An 18,307-nucleotide genomic window follows, 5' to 3' on the forward strand; every position below is an offset into this window, starting at 1 on the left:
TGGTGCTCAGCCGACGACCGTCCAGGTGTCGCCGCCCGCCAGCAGCGCGGCCAGGTCGCCCTTGCCGTGCTGCTCGATCGCGTTGTCCAGCTGGTCGGCCATCTGTGTGTCGTAGACGGGCCGGTCGACGGAGCGCAGCACACCGATCGGCGTGTGGTGCAGGGTGTCCGGGTCGGCGAGGCGGGACAGCGCGAACGCCGTGGTCGGGGACTCGGCGTGCGCGTCGTGGACGAGCACTTGGTCCTCGTTGTCCGGCGTCACCGCCACCACCTTCAGATCACCGGTCACCGGGTCCCGTACGACACCCTTGGCCAGGTCGCTGCCGAAGCGGATCGGCTTGCCGTGCTCCAGCCGGATCACGGCCTCCTCGGCCTGCTGCTTGTCCTTCAGGGCGTCGAAGGCGCCGTCGTTGAAGATGTTGCAGTTCTGGTAGATCTCGATCAGGGCCGTGCCCTGGTGGGCGGAGGCCTGCCGCAGCACCTCCGTCAGGTGCTTGCGGTCGGAGTCGACCGTCCGCGCCACGAAGGACGCCTCGGCGCCGATCGCCAGCGACACGGGGTTGAAGGGCGCGTCCAGCGAGCCCATCGGCGTCGACTTGGTGATCTTGCCGACCTCGGAGGTCGGGGAGTACTGGCCCTTGGTCAGACCGTAGATCCGGTTGTTGAACAGCAGGATCTTGAGGTTGACGTTGCGGCGCAGGGCGTGGATCAGGTGATTGCCGCCGATGGACAGCGCGTCACCGTCACCCGTGACGACCCACACCGACAGGTCGCGGCGCGAGGAGGCGAGGCCGGTGGCGATGGCCGGGGCGCGGCCGTGGATCGAGTGCATCCCGTACGTGTTCATGTAGTACGGGAAGCGGGAGGAGCAGCCGATGCCCGAGACGAAGACGATGTTCTCCTTCGCCAGCCCCAGTTCGGGCATGAAGCCCTGCACCGCGGCGAGGATGGCGTAGTCGCCGCAGCCGGGGCACCAGCGCACCTCCTGATCGGACTTGAAGTCCTTCATCGACTGCCTGCCCTCGGCCTTGGGGACGAGGGAAAGCGCCTCGATGGTGCCCGTGCCTTGTGTGGACGTCTCAGCCATCGATGGCCTCCTTCAGAGCCGTGGCGAGCTGCTCCGCCTTGAACGGCATACCGTTGACCTGGGTGTAGGAGCGGGCGTCCACCAGGTACTTCGCCCGGATGAGCGTGGCGAGCTGCCCGAGGTTCATCTCGGGGATCACCACCTTGTCGTAACGCTCGAGGACCGCGCCCAGGTTCTTCGGGAAGGGGTTGAGGTGGCGCAGGTGGGCCTGCGCGATCGATTCCCCGGCCCGGCGCAGCCGCCGCACCGCGGCCGTGATCGGCCCGTACGTCGAGCCCCACCCGAGGACGAGGGTCCTGGCCTCGTGCGGGTCGTCCACGTCGAGGTCCGGGACCTCGATGCCGTCCACCTTCGCCTGCCGGGTACGCACCATGAAGTCGTGGTTGGCCGGGGCGTAGGAGATGTTGCCCGTGCCGTCCTCCTTCTCGATGCCGCCGATCCGGTGCTCCAGACCCGGCGTGCCCGGGATCGCCCACGGCCGCGCCAGCGTCTGCGGATCACGCTTGTACGGCCAGAACACCTCGGTGCCGTCGTCGAGTGTGTGGTTGGGGCCCTGCGCGAACTGCACCCGCAGGTCCGGCAGCTCCTCCAGATCCGGGATGCGCCACGGCTCGGAGCCGTTGGCCAGATAACCGTCGGACAGCAGGAACACCGGCGTCCGGTAAGTCAGCGCGATCCGCGCCGCCTCCAGAGCGGCGTCGAAACAGTCCGCCGGCGTGCGGGGCGCGACGATCGGAACCGGCGCCTCGCCGTTACGCCCGAACATCGCCTGGAGCAGATCGGCCTGCTCGGTCTTGGTGGGCAGCCCGGTCGACGGACCACCGCGCTGGATGTCCACCACCAGCAACGGCAGCTCCAGCGAGACGGCCAGACCGATGGTCTCCGACTTCAGCGCCACACCCGGGCCGGAGGTCGTCGTCACCGCCAGCGACCCGCCGAAGGCCGCACCCAGGGCGGCTCCGATGCCGGCGATCTCGTCCTCGGCCTGGAAGGTCCGCACCCCGAAGTTCTTGTGCTTGCTCAGCTCGTGCAGGATGTCCGACGCCGGCGTGATCGGATACGAGCCCAGGTAGAGCGGCAGGTCCGCCTGCCGGGACGCGGCGATCAGGCCGTAGGACAGGGCGAGGTTGCCGGAGATGTTGCGGTAGATGCCCGGTGGGAACGCCGTGGCCGCCGGGGCGACCTCGTAGGAGACGGCGAAGTCCTCGGTCGTCTCGCCGAAGTTCCAGCCGGCCCGGAACGCGGCGATGTTCGCCGCGGCGATGTCGGGTTTCTTGGCGAACTTGGTCTTGAGGAATCTCTCCGTGCCCTCGGTGGGCCGGTGGTACATCCAGCTCAGCAGGCCCAGCGCGAACATGTTCTTGCTGCGCTCGGCCTCCTTGCGGGACAGGTCGAACTCCTTCAGCGCCTCCACGGTGAGCGTGGTCAGCGGCACCGGATGCAGGTGGTAGCCATCGAGGGACCCGTCCTCCAGCGGACTGGTGTCGTAGCCGACCTTCTGCATCGCGCGTTTGGTGAACTCGTCCGTGTTGACGATCACCTCCGCACCGCGCGGCAGGTCGCCGATGTTCGCCTTCAGTGCGGCCGGGTTCATCGCCACCAGCACGTTCGGCGCGTCACCGGGCGTGAGGATGTCGTGGTCGGCGAAGTGCAGCTGGAAGGACGACACGCCCGGCAGGGTCCCGGCGGGCGCGCGGATCTCGGCCGGGAAGTTCGGCAGTGTCGACAGGTCGTTGCCGAACGACGCGGTCTCCGAGGTGAAACGGTCACCGGTGAGCTGCATACCGTCACCCGAGTCCCCCGCGAACCTGATGATCACCCGGTCGAGGCGACGAACGTCCTTCGCGCCCGCCGTTTTGCGCTGCTCTCCTAGGACTGCTTCGTCGGCCTGCTCCGCTGGGCTACTGACCTGGCTGGTCACTGAACTGGACCTCCCTCGAGGCGGCTGTCCGGGAAGGCCTTCCCGCAGGCATTCCCAGGATCAACACTACGACCGCAAGGGTCGCCTTCTTCGGGTTATTCGCATGTTGAACACGACTTTGAGACGATCGCGCGGCCTGACTCGTCCTGCTTTCCGATCTCCGGTGCTGCCCTTCAAGACGCTCCGCGCCCGCCTCTTGGTTCGGCCGGGGACTGGTCGGCCGGTGTTCGGCCGGGGACTGGTCGGCCGGTCAGGAATTCAGGTACGTCAGCACGGCCAGCACCCGGCGGTGGTCCCCCTCGCTCTGGGAGAGCCCCAGCTTCAGGAAGATGTTGCTGACGTGCTTCTCGACCGCCCCGTCGCTGACCACGAGCTGCCGGGCGATCGCCGAGTTCGTCCGCCCCTCGGCCATCAGCCCCAGCACCTCACGCTCCCGCGGGGTCAGCCTCGCGAGCACGTCCTGCTTACGGCTGCGGCCCAGCAGCTGCGCGACGACCTCCGGGTCGAGGGCCGTCCCGCCCTCGGCCACCCGCACCACCGCGTCCACGAACTCACGCACCTCGGCCACCCGGTCCTTCAGCAGATAGCCGACGCCCCGGCTGGACCCCGCGATCAGCTCCGTGGCGTAGCGCTCCTCCACGTACTGGGACAGCACCAGCACGCCGAGCCCCGGGTGCGCCTTGCGCAACTGCACCGCGGCTCGCACCCCCTCGTCGGTGTGCGTGGGCGGCATCCGGACATCGGCGACCACGACATCCGGCAGCTCGCCCTGCGCGTCCAGCTCCGTGATGGTCTTGATCAGCGCCTCGCCGTCACCGACCCCTGCGACGACGTCGTGCCCCCGGTCGGTCAGCAACCGGGTCAGGCCCTCCCTGAGCAGCACTGAATCCTCGGCGATGACCACCCGCACCCTGTCCTCCACGATGTTCCGGCCCCCCACAGCCCGACGTCGCCCGTCCGCAGCCCACAACGGCTCCGCGCGCACCCGTACGACGGGTCCAGCATTTCAGGATCGGGCGCCGGATGGGGGTGGGACAGGCTTGTTGTCCGGCCGATCCGGCTGATTCGGGTGGTGGGGCGAGCTCGCGGGAGCGGGAAGGATCAAGGCCGAGGGTCCGGGGGAGAGACCGAGGCCGGGAACAACCGTCAGTCCGGGGAGAGACCCAGGCCGGGAACAACCGTCAGGGGGTGGCAGGGCTCAGCCCCCGCCACCCCCTCGCCCCGGCCGAAGGTCAGGTCACCTCACGTGCGCGCCCCGCCACGGCAACTCCGCGGTCACCCGGGTCGGCCCGCCCGTCGGCGAGTCCACCACCAGGATCCCGTCCACCGCGTCGAGCCGCTCCGCCAGCCCCGCCAGCCCCGACCCCTGGGATGTGTCGGCCCCGCCCACGCCGTTGTCCACGACCTGGAGCATCAGCCGGTTCTCCGTCCGCCACACCTCCACGCCGGCCCAGGTCGCCCGCGCGTGCTTGCTGACGTTCTGGAGCAGCTCCGACACGGTGAAGTACGCGATCCCCTCGATCGCCGGCGCCGGACGCTCCGCCAGGTCGACCTCGACCTGCACCGGCACCGTGCACCGCGACGCCACCGCCGACAGCGCCGCGTCCAGCCCCCGGTCCGTCAGCACCGCCGGGTGGATCCCCCGGGCCAGGTCCCGCAGCTCCTGCAACGCCGTCTTCACCTCGCCGTGCGCCTCGTCCACCATCCGCACGGCCTCCTCCGGATCCTCCTGCAGCTTCTCCTTCGCCAGCCCCAGATCCATGGCCAGGGCCACCAGCCGCGCCTGCGCCCCGTCGTGCAGATCCCGCTCGATGCGCCGCAGGTCGGCCGCCGCAGTGTCGACCACGACGCCCCGGTCCGACTCCAGCTCCACCACCCGCGAGGCCAGCCGCGACGGCCCGAGCAGCCCGTGCACCAGCAGCCGGTCCACCATCGTCAGCGCCCGTACGATCCACGGCGTGGCGATCGTGAACAGCAGACCCACCAGCGCTGTCACCGTGATCTCGAAGGGGTTGTCCAGGTAGACCCGGTGCGTCTCGTCGCCGTACAGCTGCATCCCGTCCTGCCCGGCGTACATGGGGAACACCCAGAACCACACCGGGTACGTCAGCAGCGCCCAGCCCAGCACCCAGACGTTCACGGCGACGACGAAAGAGAACACCGCCCACGGCAGATGCAGCACCGCGTACAGCAGGGCCCGCCAGGAGGCGCCGCTCTTGAGGACGGCCCCCATCCAGGCCATGGCGCCGGGCTTCTTCATCCGCAGCGGATCCGGCTCGGCCACGTCCATGCCCAGCAGCGCCCGCGCCCGCAGCCGCTCCAGCGCCCCGAGGCCACGGCACCCGGCGAGCGCCGCCGCCAGCACCGGGATGCCGAGGAACGTCACGAGCAGTCCCGCCCCCAGCGACACCATCGTGACCGCGTAGGTGAACAGCAGGATGCTGATCGGCAGGCTGAGCAGCACATAGCCGAGCTCGCGCCAGGTGCGGCCCTCGACCGGTGCCCGCAGCGCGGCGGGCATCCGGTGCCGCCGCTCGGTGCTCCCGGGGAACCCGGGCCTGCCGTCGAGCCCGTACCCCTGTCCGTACTCCGTGGCCATCGGCGCCGTCCTTCTCCTCGTCCTGCGGCTGTTCCCTCGTACCTCCACCCTGCTCCGCCGCAGGTCGGCGGACCATGGAGTCCGTCGGCGTCTTGGACGGGGGGTTTTCCCTACCTCGCGCGTGCGGCTACCGACGTTGCGGTTGTGGCTGCGTCCAGCGTCCGCGGCCACCGACCACGGCGTCTCCTGCCTTCGGCCCGCCTCTCCAGGCCTTCGGCCTGTGCCTGCGGCTTCCGTCTCGTGCCTGCGGGCTTCGCCGCGTGCCTGCGGCCTTCGGCCCGCGTGTGCCACCGGGCCCGCGTCTCCGGCCTTGGCCCCGCGAGTGTGTGGCCACCGGGCACGTGCTCGCCGCCTTCGGCCCGCGTGTATGGCCACCGGGCCCGCGTCTCCGGTCTTCGCCCCGCGCGTCTGGTCACCAGGCTGGTGCCTGCGGTCCTCGGTCCCTGTGTGCGGCTACCGGCCCCGAGTCCCTGGGTACCGGCCCGGCCTTCGCCCGGCGTCTGCGGCCTGCACACCGCGCTGCGGCCACGGTCCCGTGCCTGCCGCTGTCTCACCCCGTGCGCGTGTGGCCACCATCCCCGCGTCTCCGGTCTTCACCCGCGCTTGTGGTCACCCGGCCCGTGCCTGCCGCCCTCGACCCGCGTGTGCGGCCACCGGCCCCGCGACTCCGGCCACCGGCCCCCTGCTTCCGGCCATTCCCGCTTCCGGCCACCGGCCCCGCGCCTGGCGCGACAGGACCTGGTCGGTGGCCGAACCTAGCGGCTGTCCGCGCCGGAGGCGTCCGTGCGGTCGCGCCAGGGAAGTTCGGCCATGACCGTCGTCGGGCCGCCCTCGGGGGACTCCAGGACGAACAGCCCGTCGACGGCGTCCAGCCGCTCGGCCAAGCCCTTCATCCCCGTACCGCCGTCGAGGCTGGCGCCCCCGCGACCGTCGTCCCAGACCTGGATGAGCAGCCGGTCCTTCGTCCGCCACACATCCACCGAGGCCGACCTCGCCGCGCTGTGCTTGCTGACGTTCTGGAGCAGCTCCGAGACGGTGAAGTAGGCGATGCCCTCGATGGCCGCGGCCGGCCGCGCCGGCAGGTCGACCGTCACCTTGACCGGGACCGTGCAGCGCGACGAGACCGCGGACAGGGCCGCGTCCAGACCACGGTCGGTCAGCACCGCCGGGTGGATGCCGCGGGCCAGGTCGCGCAGCTCCTGGAGCGCCAGCTTCACCTCGCCGTGCGCCTCCTCGACCATCGCCGCCGCCGCGTCGGGGTCCTCCAGCACCTTCTCCTTCGCCAGACCCAGCCCCATGGCCAGGTTGACCAGCCGGGCCTGCGCCCCGTCGTGCAGATCCCGCTCGATGCGCCGCAGGTCCGCGGCGGCCGTGTCGACCACGACCCCCCGGTCCGACTCCAGCTCGGCGATGCGCCGCTCCAGCTCGTCGGAGGGGCACAGCAACGCGCGCACCATGGCCCGGTCGGCATTGGCCAGGCCCCGCGCGACGAACGGCAGCACGGGCCACAGCACGAACAGCGAGGTCAGCGTGATGGTGAAGGTGAGGACGCCCCACGGCAGCCGGATGAACTCGTACAGCACCGTGCGCCAGCCCACCGGGTCCTTCAGCAACATCCACAGCTGCGGAAGGAAACCGCCCGAGCCCCGCAGCGGCAGCCGGCTCGGTTCGTCCACCCGCACCCCGAGCAGCGCCCTGGCCCTCGCCCGCTCCAACCGGCCCAGCAGCCGCGCGCCCATGAGTGCGGCCGCGAGCAGCGGGAACCCGATCACCGTGATCGTCAGCCCCAAGCTCGTGAACAGCGCCGTCACGACGTAAGTGAATCCGAGCAGCGCGACCGGAAGGTTCGCCAGAAGGTGCGCGATCTCCTTCCAGGTGTGCCAGTCGTAGGCGAGACGGGGCGGCGGCGGACGGTCGTCCTGCCCGGCCGCCGCGGTGGCCGTGCTCGTGCCGGAGGACGGAATGCGTTCGGTCATATGCGTTAGCGTGCCCGGCGGCGGGCAACCGCGCCATGAGGTAGACCGCCAGGATCAACTGAGGTAAACCCCACCCCCGCATGCCAGGGCGTGACGGGCTGCTTACCCTGCCTTTATCAGGGCCTAGACTCCCGTGCGTACAGATCGTCGAACGGCGTCGTCCGTGGTTCCCGGCCGTACTCCGGAGTCGCGGGATCGATCGTCGCAGATTCCAGTCCGAGTATCAGGGAGCGAGGGACGGACGTGCCGGAACCGACCGTCGTCACCACGACCGTCGTCGCGGCGGACTACTTCCAGTCCTATTCGGTCGTCGGGCTGCTCGCAGTCGTCGGCGTGCTGTTCGTCGCCGTCGCCTTCGGGGCGGGCCGGCTGCTGCGGCCCGTGGTCCCCACACCCGAGAAGCTCCTGACGTACGAGTGCGGCGTCGACCCCGTCGGCGAGGGCTGGGCCCACACCCAGGTCCGCTACTACGTCTACGCCTTCCTGTACGTGATCTTCGCCGTCGACTCGATCTTCCTGTTCCCCTGGGCGACCGTGTTCGCAGCCCCCGGCTACGGCGCGACGACCCTGGTGGAGATGTTCATCTTCCTCGGCTTCCTGGCCGTGGGCCTGCTCTACGCATACAAGAAGGGCGTGCTGGCATGGACGTGACCCCCTCCAGCCCCGAGCCCGTGCTGCTTCCGGAGCCGAAGCGGCTCGGCGCCCTCGCGCGTCTCGCGCCCGAGCCGATGAAGGTGATCCTCAACTGGGGCCGCCGCTACTCGCTCTGGGTCTTCAACTTCGGTCTCGCCTGCTGCGCGATCGAGTTCATCGCCGCGTCGATGGCCCGCCACGACTTCATCCGGCTCGGCGTCATCCCGTTCGCGCCGGGCCCGCGCCAGGCCGACCTGATGGTGGTGTCCGGCACGGTCACGGACAAGATGGCGCCGGCGGTGAAGCGCCTCTACGAGCAGATGCCGGAACCCAAGTACGTCATCTCCTTCGGCGCGTGCAGCAACTGCGGCGGCCCCTACTGGGACTCGTACTCCGTCACCAAGGGCGTCGACCAGATCATCCCCGTCGACGTCTACGTCCCCGGCTGCCCGCCCCGGCCCGAGGCGCTGCTCCAGGGCATCCTCAAGCTCCAGGAGAAGATCGCCCGCGAGTCACTGGGGGAGCGGTACGGCAGCGGCGCCGCCCGTCCTTCGGCAGCGGCGTTGCAGAGCGGTCTGGTGCAGCCGCCGGCCCCCGTCCCGGGCTCCGACTCCACGCCGGGGGAGGGACGATGACCGCGGTCGGCTGGCTCCCCGCCGGCGCCGAGGAACTCTTTGGCACGGACGCCACCGCCGAGGAGTCGTACGAGGTCCTGACGGTCGACGTGCCTCCGGCCGCCTGGATCCCCGCCCTGGAGACCGCCCGCGACCGGCTGGGCTGCACCTACTTCGACTGGCTGAGCGCGGTCGACGAACCGGGCACGGGCTTCCGCGTCACGGCCCACGTCGCGGCGCTGTCCCCGCTCCGGCGCCTCCTCCTGCGTACGACGGTCCCGCACGAGGCCCCCGCCCTGCCCTCGGCCGTCGACGTCTACGCGGGTGCCGCCTGGCACGAACGCGAGACGCACGAGATGTTCGGCATCACCTTCGAAGGCCACCCGGCGCTCGACCACCTGCTCCTGCCCGAGAACTTCGAAGGCCACCCCCTGCGCAAGGACTTCGTCCTGGCCGCACGCGTCGCCAAGGCCTGGCCCGGCGCGAAGGAACCCGGCGAGTCGGAACACGGCGGCCCCAAGCGCCGCCAGATGCTTCCCCCCGGCGTCCCCGACCCGAACGAGTGGGGCCCCCTGAAGGGCCAACTCCCCCCGGCCCCGGCCCGCGGCGCCGGCCGCGCGGCAGGCGAACGCCCCGCCCGAGGCACCGCCCGCCCCGCAGGCGAACGCCCGGTACGGCGGACCCGTTCGGTGTCGGAGGGCTCGGCCAGCCAGTCCGCTGCCGGTGACGCGGGCACTCCGTCCCCGGCGGCCCCGCGCCGCAACCGCTCAGCGGCGGCGGGCTCGGCGAGCCAGTCCGCCGCGGGCGACGCGGACACTCCGTCTCCGTCTGCCTCGGCCCGCGACCGCTCGACGGAAGAGGGCTCGGCCGGCCCGGCCCCTTCCGGCGACCTGGGCACTCCGTCCCCGGCCGCCCCACGCCGTGCGCGGACGGCCGCGGAGGGCTCGGCGAGCCAGACCGTGCCGGGGGAGTCGGCTGCTCCGGCTTCTGGGAGTCCGCGTCGCGACCGCTCGGCCGCGGAGGGCTCGGCCAGTCAGGCCACGACGGGCGACACGCCCTCCGAGCCGCCGACCGAACCGCGCCGTACCGACACAGCGGCGGAGGACTCGGCAAGCCGGACGCCCACCGACCCCGAATCCACGGCTTCACGACCCCCGCGCAGCACGGACGCTCCCTGGCACCACGCCCGCCCGGCCTTCGAGGAACCGGCTCCCGAGCCGTCGCCCGAGGCCGGACCGTTGCCGACTCCCGAGCCACCGGGTGACTCGAAGACGCCGAACAACACCTCGGAGTCCCCGGACACCCCGAAGTCGACGGACAGTCCCGAGCTCTCGGATGCCCCCGGCCCCGCGGACGGCCCCGAGCCCTCGCCCACCCCCGACACCCCGAAACCGGCGAACAACCGGCAGCCCACCGACACCCCCGACACCCCCGACAACACCGAAGACCCCGCAGGAGGCCCGCGGTGAACGACGTGCTCGACGTCATCCTGCGACTCCTGATCGTGTTCGTCGTCTTCCTCACCTTCCCCCTGATCATCGGGCAGACCGAACACAAGGTGATGGCCCACATGCAGGGCCGCCTCGGCCCCATGTACGCCGGCGGCTTCCACGGCTGGGCCCAGCTGATCGCCGACGGCGTGAAGTTCGCGCAGAAGGAGGACGTCGTCCCCGCGGGCGCGGACCGCCGCATCTTCCAACTGGCCCCCGCCGTCGCCCTCCTGCCCTACCTCCTCGTCCTGCTCGCCATCCCCATCGGCCCGGACGAGGGAGCCGTCGGCCAGGTCATCGACGCCGGCGTCTTCTTCGTCCTGGCCGTCATGGGCGTCGGCGTCCTCGGTTCGCTCATGGCCGGCTGGGCGTCCGCGAACAAGTTCTCCCTCCTCGGCGGCCTCCGCACCGCCGCCCAGCTCCTCGCCTACGAACTGCCGATGCTCCTGACCGCCGCCTCGGTGGCGATGGCGGCCGGCACCGTCTCGATCCCCGGCATCCTCGACGCCTTCGAGTGGTGGTGGCTGCCCTGGCAGATCGTCGGCGCGATCGTCTTCTTCGTGGCCGGCCTCGCCGAACTCCAGCGCCCGCCCTTCGACATGCCCGTCGCCGACTCGGAGATCATCTTCGGCGCGTACACCGAATACACCGGCCTCCGCTTCGCCCTGTTCCTCCTCGCCGAGTACGCCGGAATCGTCGTCCTGTGCGGCCTGACCACCGTCCTCTTCCTGGGCGGCTGGCACGGCCCCTGGGGCGCCGACGGACTCGGCTGGGTCTGGACCCTGCTGAAGACCGCCGTCCTCGCCTTCGTCGTCATCTGGCTGCGCGTCACCTACCCCCGCCTGCGCGAGGACCAGCTCCAGAAGCTCGCCTGGACCCTCCTCGTCCCCCTCTCCCTCGCCCAGATCGCCCTCACCGGCGTCGTCAAGGTGGTGATCCAGTAACCATGGCCCCCATCCCCGGCAGCGGCCTGGCCAAGGGCCTGGCCGTCACCCTCCGCACGATGACGAAGAAGTCCGTCACCGCGCAGTACCCCGACGCCCAGCCCGACCTTCCGCCCCGCACCCGTGGCGTGATCGGCCTGTTCGAGGAGAACTGCACGGTCTGCATGCTGTGCGCCCGCGAGTGCCCGGACTGGTGCATCTACATCGACTCCCACAAGGAGACGGTCCCGGCGGCGGCCCCGGGCGGTCGCGAACGCAGCCGCAACGTCCTCGACCGCTTCGCCATCGACTTCTCCCTGTGCATGTACTGCGGTATCTGCATCGAGGTCTGTCCTTTCGACGCCCTGTTCTGGTCCCCGGAGTTCGAGTACGCCGAGACCGACATCCGCGACCTCACCCACGAGCGCGACAAGCTCCGCGAGTGGATGTGGACCGTCCCGGCCCCGCCGGCCCTCGACCCCGGCGCGGAGGATCCGAAGGAACTCGCCACCGCCCGCAAGACCGCCGACAAGCTGGCCGCCCAGCAGGCCCCGCCCGCCACCGAGCCGCACGCCGACGAGCAGGCCCGGGCAGCCGAGCGACCGACCCGCCCGCAGGGCGACTCCAAGCAGCAGACCGACCAGCCGAAGCCAGATCAGCCGACGCCGGGGCAGGAGGGCCGGGAATGACCCTCGCCGCAACCGCAGGCCTCCTCACGACGGGCCCGGCCACCAGGGCCGCCGCCGAGACCCACGGCTTCCTCTCCCCGACCGGCGTCGAGATCGCCTTCCTCCTCGTCGGCCTGGTCACCTTCGGCGCCGCGCTCGTCACCGTCACCACCCGGCAGCTCGTGCACGCCGCCCTGTGGCTCGTAGTCACCCTCGGCGGCCTGGCCGTCGAGTACCTCCTGCTCACCGCCGAGTTCATCGCCTGGGTGCAGGTCCTCATCTACGTCGGTTCCGTCGTCGTCCTCCTCCTGTTCGGTCTGATGCTCACCCGGGCCCCCATCGGCCGCTCCCCGGACGCCGACTCCGGCAACCGCTGGGCCGCCCTCACCGTCGCCGTCGCCGCCGCTGCCGCCCTGATCTGGGTCGTCGTCGACGCCTTCCGCACGACCTGGATCGACCTGGACGGCCCCGCCGCCGGTTCCACCGAGGCCACCGGCGCGAGCCTCTTCCAGAACTGGGTCCTCCCCTTCGAGGCCCTCTCCGTCCTCCTGCTCGCCGCCCTGGTCGGCGCGATCGTCCTGTCCCGCAAGGCGAAGGCCGCCACGGCGACCGCGGCCGAGAACACCCCGGCCGCCCCGAGCGAGCAGGACCGGAGCGAGAAGGAAGGGACCCGCTGATGCACCTCGCCTATCCCGCCGTCCTCTCCGCCCTCCTCTTCTGCACGGGCCTGTACGGCGTCCTCGCCCGCCGCAACGCGATCCTGGTCCTGATGTCGGTCGAGCTGATGCTCAACGCCGTCAACCTCAACCTGGTCGCCTTCGACGTCTGGCTCAGCAAGACCGCCGAGGAGACCCTGCACTCCGGCCAGGCCCTGACCCTGTTCACCATCGCCATCGCCGCCGCCGAGATCGGCATCGGCCTGGCCATCGTCCTCGCCGTCCACCGCAACCGCGGCACCGCGGACATCGACAAGCTCCGCGACACCGCCGAACGGCACGACCCCGACGGCACCGACCACGACGCCCTTACGGCCGAGCAGTCCGGCGAGGCCCAGAAGGCTGAGGCCACCGCGTGACCACGACCACCCTCGCCGTCCTCGTCCCCCTCCTTCCGTTCCTCGGCGCCGTCGCCGGCCTGCTCCTGGGCCGCACGGCACCCGGCTTCGTCCGCCCGCTCGCCGTCCTGCCGACGCTCACCTCCCTGGTACTCGCCGCGCTGGTCGCCGTGCGTCAGGGCGGTGACGCGGCCGTCAACGCGGCCACGGAACTCACCCCCACCGGCTCCGTCCCGATCGAACTCGCCCTGCACATCGACGGCTTCGCCGCCCTCGTCGCCGTGCTCGTCGGCCTGGTCGCCTCCTGCGTGCAGGTCTACTCGACGGGCTACCTGCGCGACGACCCGCGCTACGCCTCGTACGCCGCTCTCGTCTCCCTGTTCACCTCCGCGATGCTTCTGGTCGTCTACTCGGGCGACCTGATCGTGCTGCTGGTCGGCTGGGAAGTCATGGGCATCTGCTCCTACTTCCTGGTCGGCCACTACTGGGAGACCCCGGAGGCCCGCGCCGCCTCCCTCAAGGCCTTCCTGGTCACCAAACTCGGCGACGTCCCCTTCCTCATCGGCCTGTTCGCCCTGGCCACCGACGCCGGTTCGTTCCGCATCACTCAGGTCCTCGGCGCCGTCGCGAGCGGCTCGCTCGACCACCCGACGCTGATCGCCCTGCTCCTCCTCGCCGGCGTGGCGGGCAAGTCCGCGCAGTTCCCGCTGCACACCTGGCTTCCCGACGCGATGGCGGGCCCGACCCCCGTCTCCGCGCTGATCCACGCCGCGACGATGGTCGCCGCCGGTGTCTACTTCATCGCCCGTCTCCTGCCGTTGTTCGAGGCCTCCCAGGCCGCGATGGTCGTCCTGGCCGTCATGGCCGCCGTCACGATGGCCGGCTCGGCGCTCGCCGCGCTCGCCCAGGACGACATCAAGCGCGTCCTCGCCTACTCGACGATCGGTCAGCTCGGTTACATGTCCGGCGCCCTCGCCGTAGGCGACCGCGGTGCCGCCGTCTTCCACCTCCTGTCCCACGGCGCCTTCAAGGCGCTGCTGTTCCTCGCGGCCGGCGTGATCATCCACGCCGCCGGCACCAACTCGCTCGCCGCGATGTCCCGCACGCGGAACCTGCGCGACCGCGTCCCCGACGCCTACTGGACGATGACCGTGGCGCTGCTCGCGCTCGCCGCGATCCCGCCGTTCAGCGGCTTCTTCTCCAAGGAGGCCGTCCTCGGCGTCGCCGAACACGTCGTCACCGGACACACCGAGCACGCCCCCGCCGCCGCGGGCTGGATCGTCCTCGTCGCCGGCCTGCTCACGGCCGTGCTCACCGCCGCCTACGCGATGCGCCTGTGGCTGCTGGCCTTCCGCGGCCGGGGCACCGAAGCCCCCGACCACGGCAGGCAGCCGCTGACGATGACCGTCGTGCTGTGGGTACTCGCCGCCCCGTCCCTGGCCCTCGGCGGATTCGCGTTCCGCCTGCTGCCCGACTGGTTCGACGGCCGTGACCTCGGCCCCACCCTCACCACCTCCGTGCTCGGCACGGGCGTGGCCCTGGTCGGCGGCATCGTCACCTACGGCGCCTGGCGGCACACCACCGCGCTCACCGCACGCGTCCCGCTGGGCGCGGTCGCGGCCCATCCCGAGGGCGACGCCGCCCAGGTCGAGGCGGAGGCCATCGCCACCCACGAGCCGGCCTACGGCGACATCGCCTACGCGCCCGACCCCGCCGACCCCGGACGGCTCCTGCTCGGCCCGCTGCACCGCCACGCGGCCGCCGGCTTCCACCTGGACGCCGTGTACAGGGCCCTCTTCGTCCGGCCGGTCCAGGCCGGGGCGAGCCTCGTCCGGTTCCTCGACCGGGAGGTCGTCGAGACCTACGTGCGCGGAGCGGGTGCGCTGCCCCGCTGGCTCGGCGCCGCCGTACGGCGCGCCCAGACCGGCAACGTCCAGACCTATGTGAGCGCGCTGCTCGCCGGCACCGTCGTCCTCGCGGTCGCCGTCGTCCTCGTCGCCACGGGAGCGTGAGCAGGCGTGATCGATATCAACGAGTCCGTGATGCAGTTCCTTCTGGCGTTCGTCGTCGTCGGGCCGCTCCTGGGCGCCGCCGCGGCTCTCCTGCCGGCCCCGCCCGGGCTGAAGGGGAAGTCACCCGAGCAGGCCGTGCTCCGGCACGGCGTCACCGTCACCGGCGCGGTCCTCATCGCGGCGATCGTCCTCGCGCTCGGTTTCGACCACGACCAGCCGTCGAGGATGCAGGCCAGCACGGACATCAGCTGGATCCCCGCACTCGACGTACGCATCCACCTCGGCATCGACGGCATCTCCCTCCCCCTTCTGGTCCTGACCGCGCTGCTGACCTTCCTCTGCGCGCTCTACTCGTACTTCAAGATGCCCGCGGGCCCGACGCCGAAGGCCTTCGTCGCGCTGCTGCTCGTCCTCGAGTCCGGCACGCTCGCGACCTTCGCCGTCCTCGACCTGCTGCTGTTCTTCCTCGCCTTCGAGATGGTGCTCATCCCGATGTACTTCCTCATCGCCCGCTGGGGCGGCGAGGGCAGGAGCCAGGCCGCTTGGCGGTTCATCCTCTACACGCTGCTCGGCTCCGTGGTCATGCTGCTCGGCCTGCTCCTGATCGGGATCAAGGCGGGCACGTTCGACATGATGGCACTCGCCACTGACAACGGCCGGTCGCTGACCACATCCGTGCAGGTCATCGCCGTTCTGGCGATCGGGATCGGCCTCGCCGTCAAGACGCCGATGTGGCCGCTGCACAGCTGGCTGCCCGATGCCCACACCGCCGCGCCGACCGTCGGCTCGGTCCTGCTGGCCGGTGTCCTGCTGAAGATGGGTACGTACGGCTTCGTCCGGATCATCCTCCCCATCGCACCGGACGGCTTCCGCACTTTCGCGCCCTATCTCGCAGCGCTCGCCGTCGTCGGCATCATCTACGGGTCCCTGGCCTGCCTGGCCCTCGCCAAGCAGGGCGCGAAGGGCGACCTCAAGCGCCTCATCGCCTACTCGTCCGTCGGCCACATGGGCTTCGTCCTGCTCGGCATCGCCACGATGACCCCGACCGGCGTGAACGGCGCCCTGTTCGCCAACATCGCCCACGGCCTCATCACCGGCCTGCTCTTCTTCCTGGTCGGCGCGCTGAAGGACCGCACCGGCACCACCGACCTCGACACCTTGGCCGAGGAGACCGGAGCCGCGCTCTACGGCAAGGCTCCGCGCCTCGGCGGCCTGCTCGCCTTCGCCGCGGTCGCCTCGCTCGGCCTGCCGGGCCTGGCCGGCTTCTGGGGCGAGATGCTGGCCCTGTTCGGCGCGTTCCAGCCGGGAGCAGGCCTCAGCCGTCCCGCGTTCCTCACCTTCATGGCGATCGGCGCGTTCGGCACGCTGCTGACGGCCGCGTACCTGCTGATCGTGGTCCGCCGCGTCTGCATGGGTGCCCTGCCCCAGGACGCCCCCAAGCTCACCGACGTCCGCAGTTACGAGTTCGCGGCCTGGACCCCGCTCGTCGTCCTCACCGTCGTCGCGGGCCTGTGGCCCAGGGCCCTCCTCGGCCTGAGCGACCCGGCCGTCCAGCAGCTCCTCGCAGGAGGCACCCGATGAGCTCCCCGGCCCAGCCCCTGGCCGCGTCGCTGGTCCAGTCCGTCGACTGGCTCGCGATCGCACCGCCCACCATCGCGGCGGTCGTCGGCCTCGTCGTCCTGGTCGCCGACCTGTTCGTCGCCGAGAACCGGAAGACGCTGCTCGGCTGGACGTCCGTTGCGGGCCTGGCCGCCGCCACGCTGATGCTGCTGCCCCTCCTGGACGGCGACCGCAGTACCTTCTGCCTGACCGGCGACGCCACCGTATGCAGCTACACGGCCGACCGCTTCACCCTGGTCATCCAGTTCCTGGTCCTCGGCGGCGCCCTCCTCGCCGCCCTCCTGTCGGTCACCGCTCTGAAGGACGCCCGCAAGGAGCTCCCCGAAGGGGAGTACTGGTTCCTCCTGCTGTCCTCCGCGGCCGGCGCCGCCCTCCTGCCCGCCTCCCGCGACCTCGCGACCCTGATCGTCGCCCTCGAGGTCGCCTCCCTGCCCGCCTTCGCGCTGGTCGGCCTCAGGTACGGCGACCGGAAGTCCTCCGAAGCGGCCCTGAAGTTCTTCCTGTCCTCGGTCACCGCCACCGCGGTCAGCCTCATGGGCATCAGCTTCCTGTACGCCTCCACCGGAACCCTCTACCTCACCCAGGTCGCCGACCGCATCCAGAACGTCGACGGGCAGCTCCACACGCTCGCCCAGACCGGCGTCGTCCTCACCCTCGTCGGCTTCGCCTTCAAGACGGCCGCCGTGCCCTTCCACTTCTGGGTGCCCGACACCTACGTGGGGGCGCCCCTGCCGATCGCCGCCTACCTGTCGGTCATCGGCAAGGCGGTCGGTTTCAGCGGGCTGATCCTGGTCACGGTCGTCGCCCTCCCGTCGTACGCCGACGTCTGGGGCCCGGCCCTGGCCGTCCTGGCCGCGCTCACCATGACCGTGGGCAACGTCGGCGCCCTGCGACAGCAGGCCACGCGCGCGTACAGCGCGGTACGCCTGCTCGCCTGGTCGTCCGTCGGCCAGGCCGGCTATCTCCTGGTGCCGATCGCGGCCGCCGCGTACTCCGGGGACGCCGAGAAGTCGATCGGCTCCACCGTCGCCTACGCCCTGATGTACGGCGCGGTGAATCTCGGCGCCTTCGCCGTGGCCGCCCTCGTCGGCCGGACGAAGTCCCTCAACCGCGTCTCCGACTACCGCGGCCTGTACGCGTCGAGCCCCCTGTCCGCGCTGCTCCTGGCGTTCTTCCTGCTCTGCCTCGCCGGGCTGCCGCCGGGCATCATCGGCCTCTTCGCCAAGGTCACCGTCTTCTCGGCGGCCGTCGACGCCGGCCTCGGCTGGCTGGCCGTGATCATGGCCGTCAACGTCGTCATCGCGCTGTTCTACTACCTCCAGTGGACGGCCCTGCTCTTCCGCGCCCCCGAGGGCGAACCCGAGAAGCACCGCGTCCCCGCCCCGCTCACCGCCGCGATCGCGCTGACCGGCGTCCTCGGCATCGCCCTGTCCGGCGCACCCCAGTTGGTCCTGCGCTTCACCGACACGGCCCTCTTCTGAACAACAGGGGCATTCGCCACGCGCGCGTGGGGCACCCGGCCCTCCACGCGCGCGTGGCGCTTTCCCGGCGCCGTTCACCCGGACGGTCCACACCCCCCGCCGCGCGCACAAGGGAACTAGTGCCTCCCGCCTGGCGTTGACCAGTACGGGAAGGTCCACTGGACGTGAACATCACGGCACCAGTGGCACCGCAGACCAGCAAGCAAGGGTCCCCCTGCCGCACCACTTGG

General features: G+C 71.2%; 15 protein-coding genes. 10 read left to right on the forward strand and 5 right to left on the reverse strand.

Going from position 1 to position 18,307, the window contains the following annotated elements; genetic code table 11:
• Window positions 1–6 precede the first annotated feature (6 nt).
• The 5 genes from CP976_RS25720 to CP976_RS25740 all read right to left on the reverse strand — a co-directional run bounded on the left by CP976_RS25720 (window position 7) and on the right by CP976_RS25740 (window position 7,582).
• Entirely contained in the window at window positions 7–1,086 is a 1,080-nt protein-coding gene (locus CP976_RS25720) for a 2-oxoacid:ferredoxin oxidoreductase subunit beta (RefSeq protein ID WP_150482489.1), read from the reverse strand.
• Entirely contained in the window at window positions 1,079–3,007 is a 1,929-nt protein-coding gene (locus tag CP976_RS25725; protein WP_150482490.1) for a 2-oxoacid:acceptor oxidoreductase subunit alpha, read from the reverse strand. Before CP976_RS25725 ends, CP976_RS25720 begins: the two co-directional genes overlap by 8 nt.
• Window positions 3,008–3,257: 250 nt before the next feature.
• The gene (locus CP976_RS25730) at window positions 3,258–3,917 is read right to left on the reverse strand and encodes a response regulator transcription factor (protein ID WP_280117576.1); all 660 of its coding nucleotides are present in this window, start codon (window positions 3,915–3,917) and stop codon (window positions 3,258–3,260) included.
• 327 nt (window positions 3,918–4,244) lie between these two features.
• Entirely contained in the window at window positions 4,245–5,606 is a 1,362-nt protein-coding gene (locus CP976_RS25735) for a sensor histidine kinase (RefSeq protein WP_150482492.1), read from the reverse strand.
• A gap of 755 nt (window positions 5,607–6,361) precedes the next feature.
• Window positions 6,362–7,582, reverse strand: coding sequence for a sensor histidine kinase (locus CP976_RS25740; RefSeq protein ID WP_150482493.1), 1,221 nt, complete (start codon window positions 7,580–7,582; stop codon window positions 6,362–6,364).
• A gap of 243 nt (window positions 7,583–7,825) precedes the next feature.
• Between CP976_RS25740 and CP976_RS25745 the strand changes: the two genes are divergently transcribed.
• From CP976_RS25745 to CP976_RS25790, 10 genes are read left to right on the forward strand one after another with little or no spacing between them, the layout of a single operon-like run.
• A complete protein-coding gene (locus CP976_RS25745) occupies window positions 7,826–8,233 on the forward strand; it encodes an NADH-quinone oxidoreductase subunit A (RefSeq protein ID WP_010041427.1) in 408 nt (135 codons plus the stop codon).
• Complete coding sequence (locus CP976_RS25750; protein ID WP_150482494.1) at window positions 8,224–8,850, forward strand: NADH-quinone oxidoreductase subunit B; 627 nt, start codon at window positions 8,224–8,226, stop codon at window positions 8,848–8,850. Before CP976_RS25745 ends, CP976_RS25750 begins: the two co-directional genes overlap by 10 nt.
• Complete coding sequence (locus CP976_RS25755; RefSeq protein ID WP_150482495.1) at window positions 8,847–10,298, forward strand: NADH-quinone oxidoreductase subunit C; 1,452 nt, start codon at window positions 8,847–8,849, stop codon at window positions 10,296–10,298. The genes CP976_RS25750 and CP976_RS25755 overlap by 4 nt, the downstream gene beginning before the upstream one ends.
• Window positions 10,295–11,263 carry a complex I subunit 1/NuoH family protein gene (locus CP976_RS25760; RefSeq protein ID WP_150482496.1) on the forward strand — a complete coding sequence of 323 codons (969 nt, stop codon included), beginning with the start codon at window positions 10,295–10,297 and terminating at the stop codon, window positions 11,261–11,263. Before CP976_RS25755 ends, CP976_RS25760 begins: the two co-directional genes overlap by 4 nt.
• 2 nt (window positions 11,264–11,265) lie before the next feature.
• Complete coding sequence (locus CP976_RS25765) at window positions 11,266–11,931, forward strand: 4Fe-4S binding protein (protein ID WP_150482497.1); 666 nt, start codon at window positions 11,266–11,268, stop codon at window positions 11,929–11,931.
• The gene (locus CP976_RS25770) at window positions 11,928–12,587 is read left to right on the forward strand and encodes an NADH-quinone oxidoreductase subunit J family protein (protein ID WP_150482498.1); all 660 of its coding nucleotides are present in this window, start codon (window positions 11,928–11,930) and stop codon (window positions 12,585–12,587) included. Before CP976_RS25765 ends, CP976_RS25770 begins: the two co-directional genes overlap by 4 nt.
• The gene (nuoK, locus tag CP976_RS25775) at window positions 12,587–12,985 is read left to right on the forward strand and encodes an NADH-quinone oxidoreductase subunit NuoK (protein ID WP_059424736.1); all 399 of its coding nucleotides are present in this window, start codon (window positions 12,587–12,589) and stop codon (window positions 12,983–12,985) included. The genes CP976_RS25770 and nuoK overlap by 1 nt, the downstream gene beginning before the upstream one ends.
• On the forward strand, window positions 12,982–14,976 hold the full coding sequence (locus CP976_RS25780; RefSeq protein WP_150482499.1) for an NADH-quinone oxidoreductase subunit 5 family protein: 1,995 nt from the start codon (window positions 12,982–12,984) through the stop codon (window positions 14,974–14,976). The genes nuoK and CP976_RS25780 overlap by 4 nt, the downstream gene beginning before the upstream one ends.
• Window positions 14,977–14,982: 6 nt before the next feature.
• Entirely contained in the window at window positions 14,983–16,557 is a 1,575-nt protein-coding gene (locus tag CP976_RS25785; RefSeq protein WP_150482500.1) for a complex I subunit 4 family protein, read from the forward strand.
• A complete protein-coding gene (locus CP976_RS25790) occupies window positions 16,554–18,077 on the forward strand; it encodes an NADH-quinone oxidoreductase subunit N (protein ID WP_150482501.1) in 1,524 nt (507 codons plus the stop codon). The genes CP976_RS25785 and CP976_RS25790 overlap by 4 nt, the downstream gene beginning before the upstream one ends.
• The last annotated feature ends 230 nt before the right edge of the window (window positions 18,078–18,307 follow it).

It is taken from the genome of Streptomyces coeruleorubidus (assembly GCF_008705135.1).
GTDB lineage: Bacteria > Actinomycetota > Actinomycetes > Streptomycetales > Streptomycetaceae > Streptomyces > Streptomyces coeruleofuscus.

Coding starts and splice junctions, on each gene's coding strand:
- CP976_RS25770 (WP_150482498.1), top strand. CDS start 11,928: ATGACCCTCGCCGCAACCGCAGGCCTCCTCACGACGGGCCCGGCCACC.
- CP976_RS25735 (WP_150482492.1), bottom strand. CDS start 5,606: ATGGCCACGGAGTACGGACAGGGGTACGGGCTCGACGGCAGGCCCGGG.
- CP976_RS25720 (WP_150482489.1), bottom strand. CDS start 1,086: ATGGCTGAGACGTCCACACAAGGCACGGGCACCATCGAGGCGCTTTCC.
- nuoK (WP_059424736.1), top strand. CDS start 12,587: ATGCACCTCGCCTATCCCGCCGTCCTCTCCGCCCTCCTCTTCTGCACG.
- CP976_RS25750 (WP_150482494.1), top strand. CDS start 8,224: ATGGACGTGACCCCCTCCAGCCCCGAGCCCGTGCTGCTTCCGGAGCCG.
- CP976_RS25790 (WP_150482501.1), top strand. CDS start 16,554: ATGAGCTCCCCGGCCCAGCCCCTGGCCGCGTCGCTGGTCCAGTCCGTC.
- CP976_RS25755 (WP_150482495.1), top strand. CDS start 8,847: ATGACCGCGGTCGGCTGGCTCCCCGCCGGCGCCGAGGAACTCTTTGGC.
- CP976_RS25765 (WP_150482497.1), top strand. CDS start 11,266: ATGGCCCCCATCCCCGGCAGCGGCCTGGCCAAGGGCCTGGCCGTCACC.
- CP976_RS25740 (WP_150482493.1), bottom strand. CDS start 7,582: ATGACCGAACGCATTCCGTCCTCCGGCACGAGCACGGCCACCGCGGCG.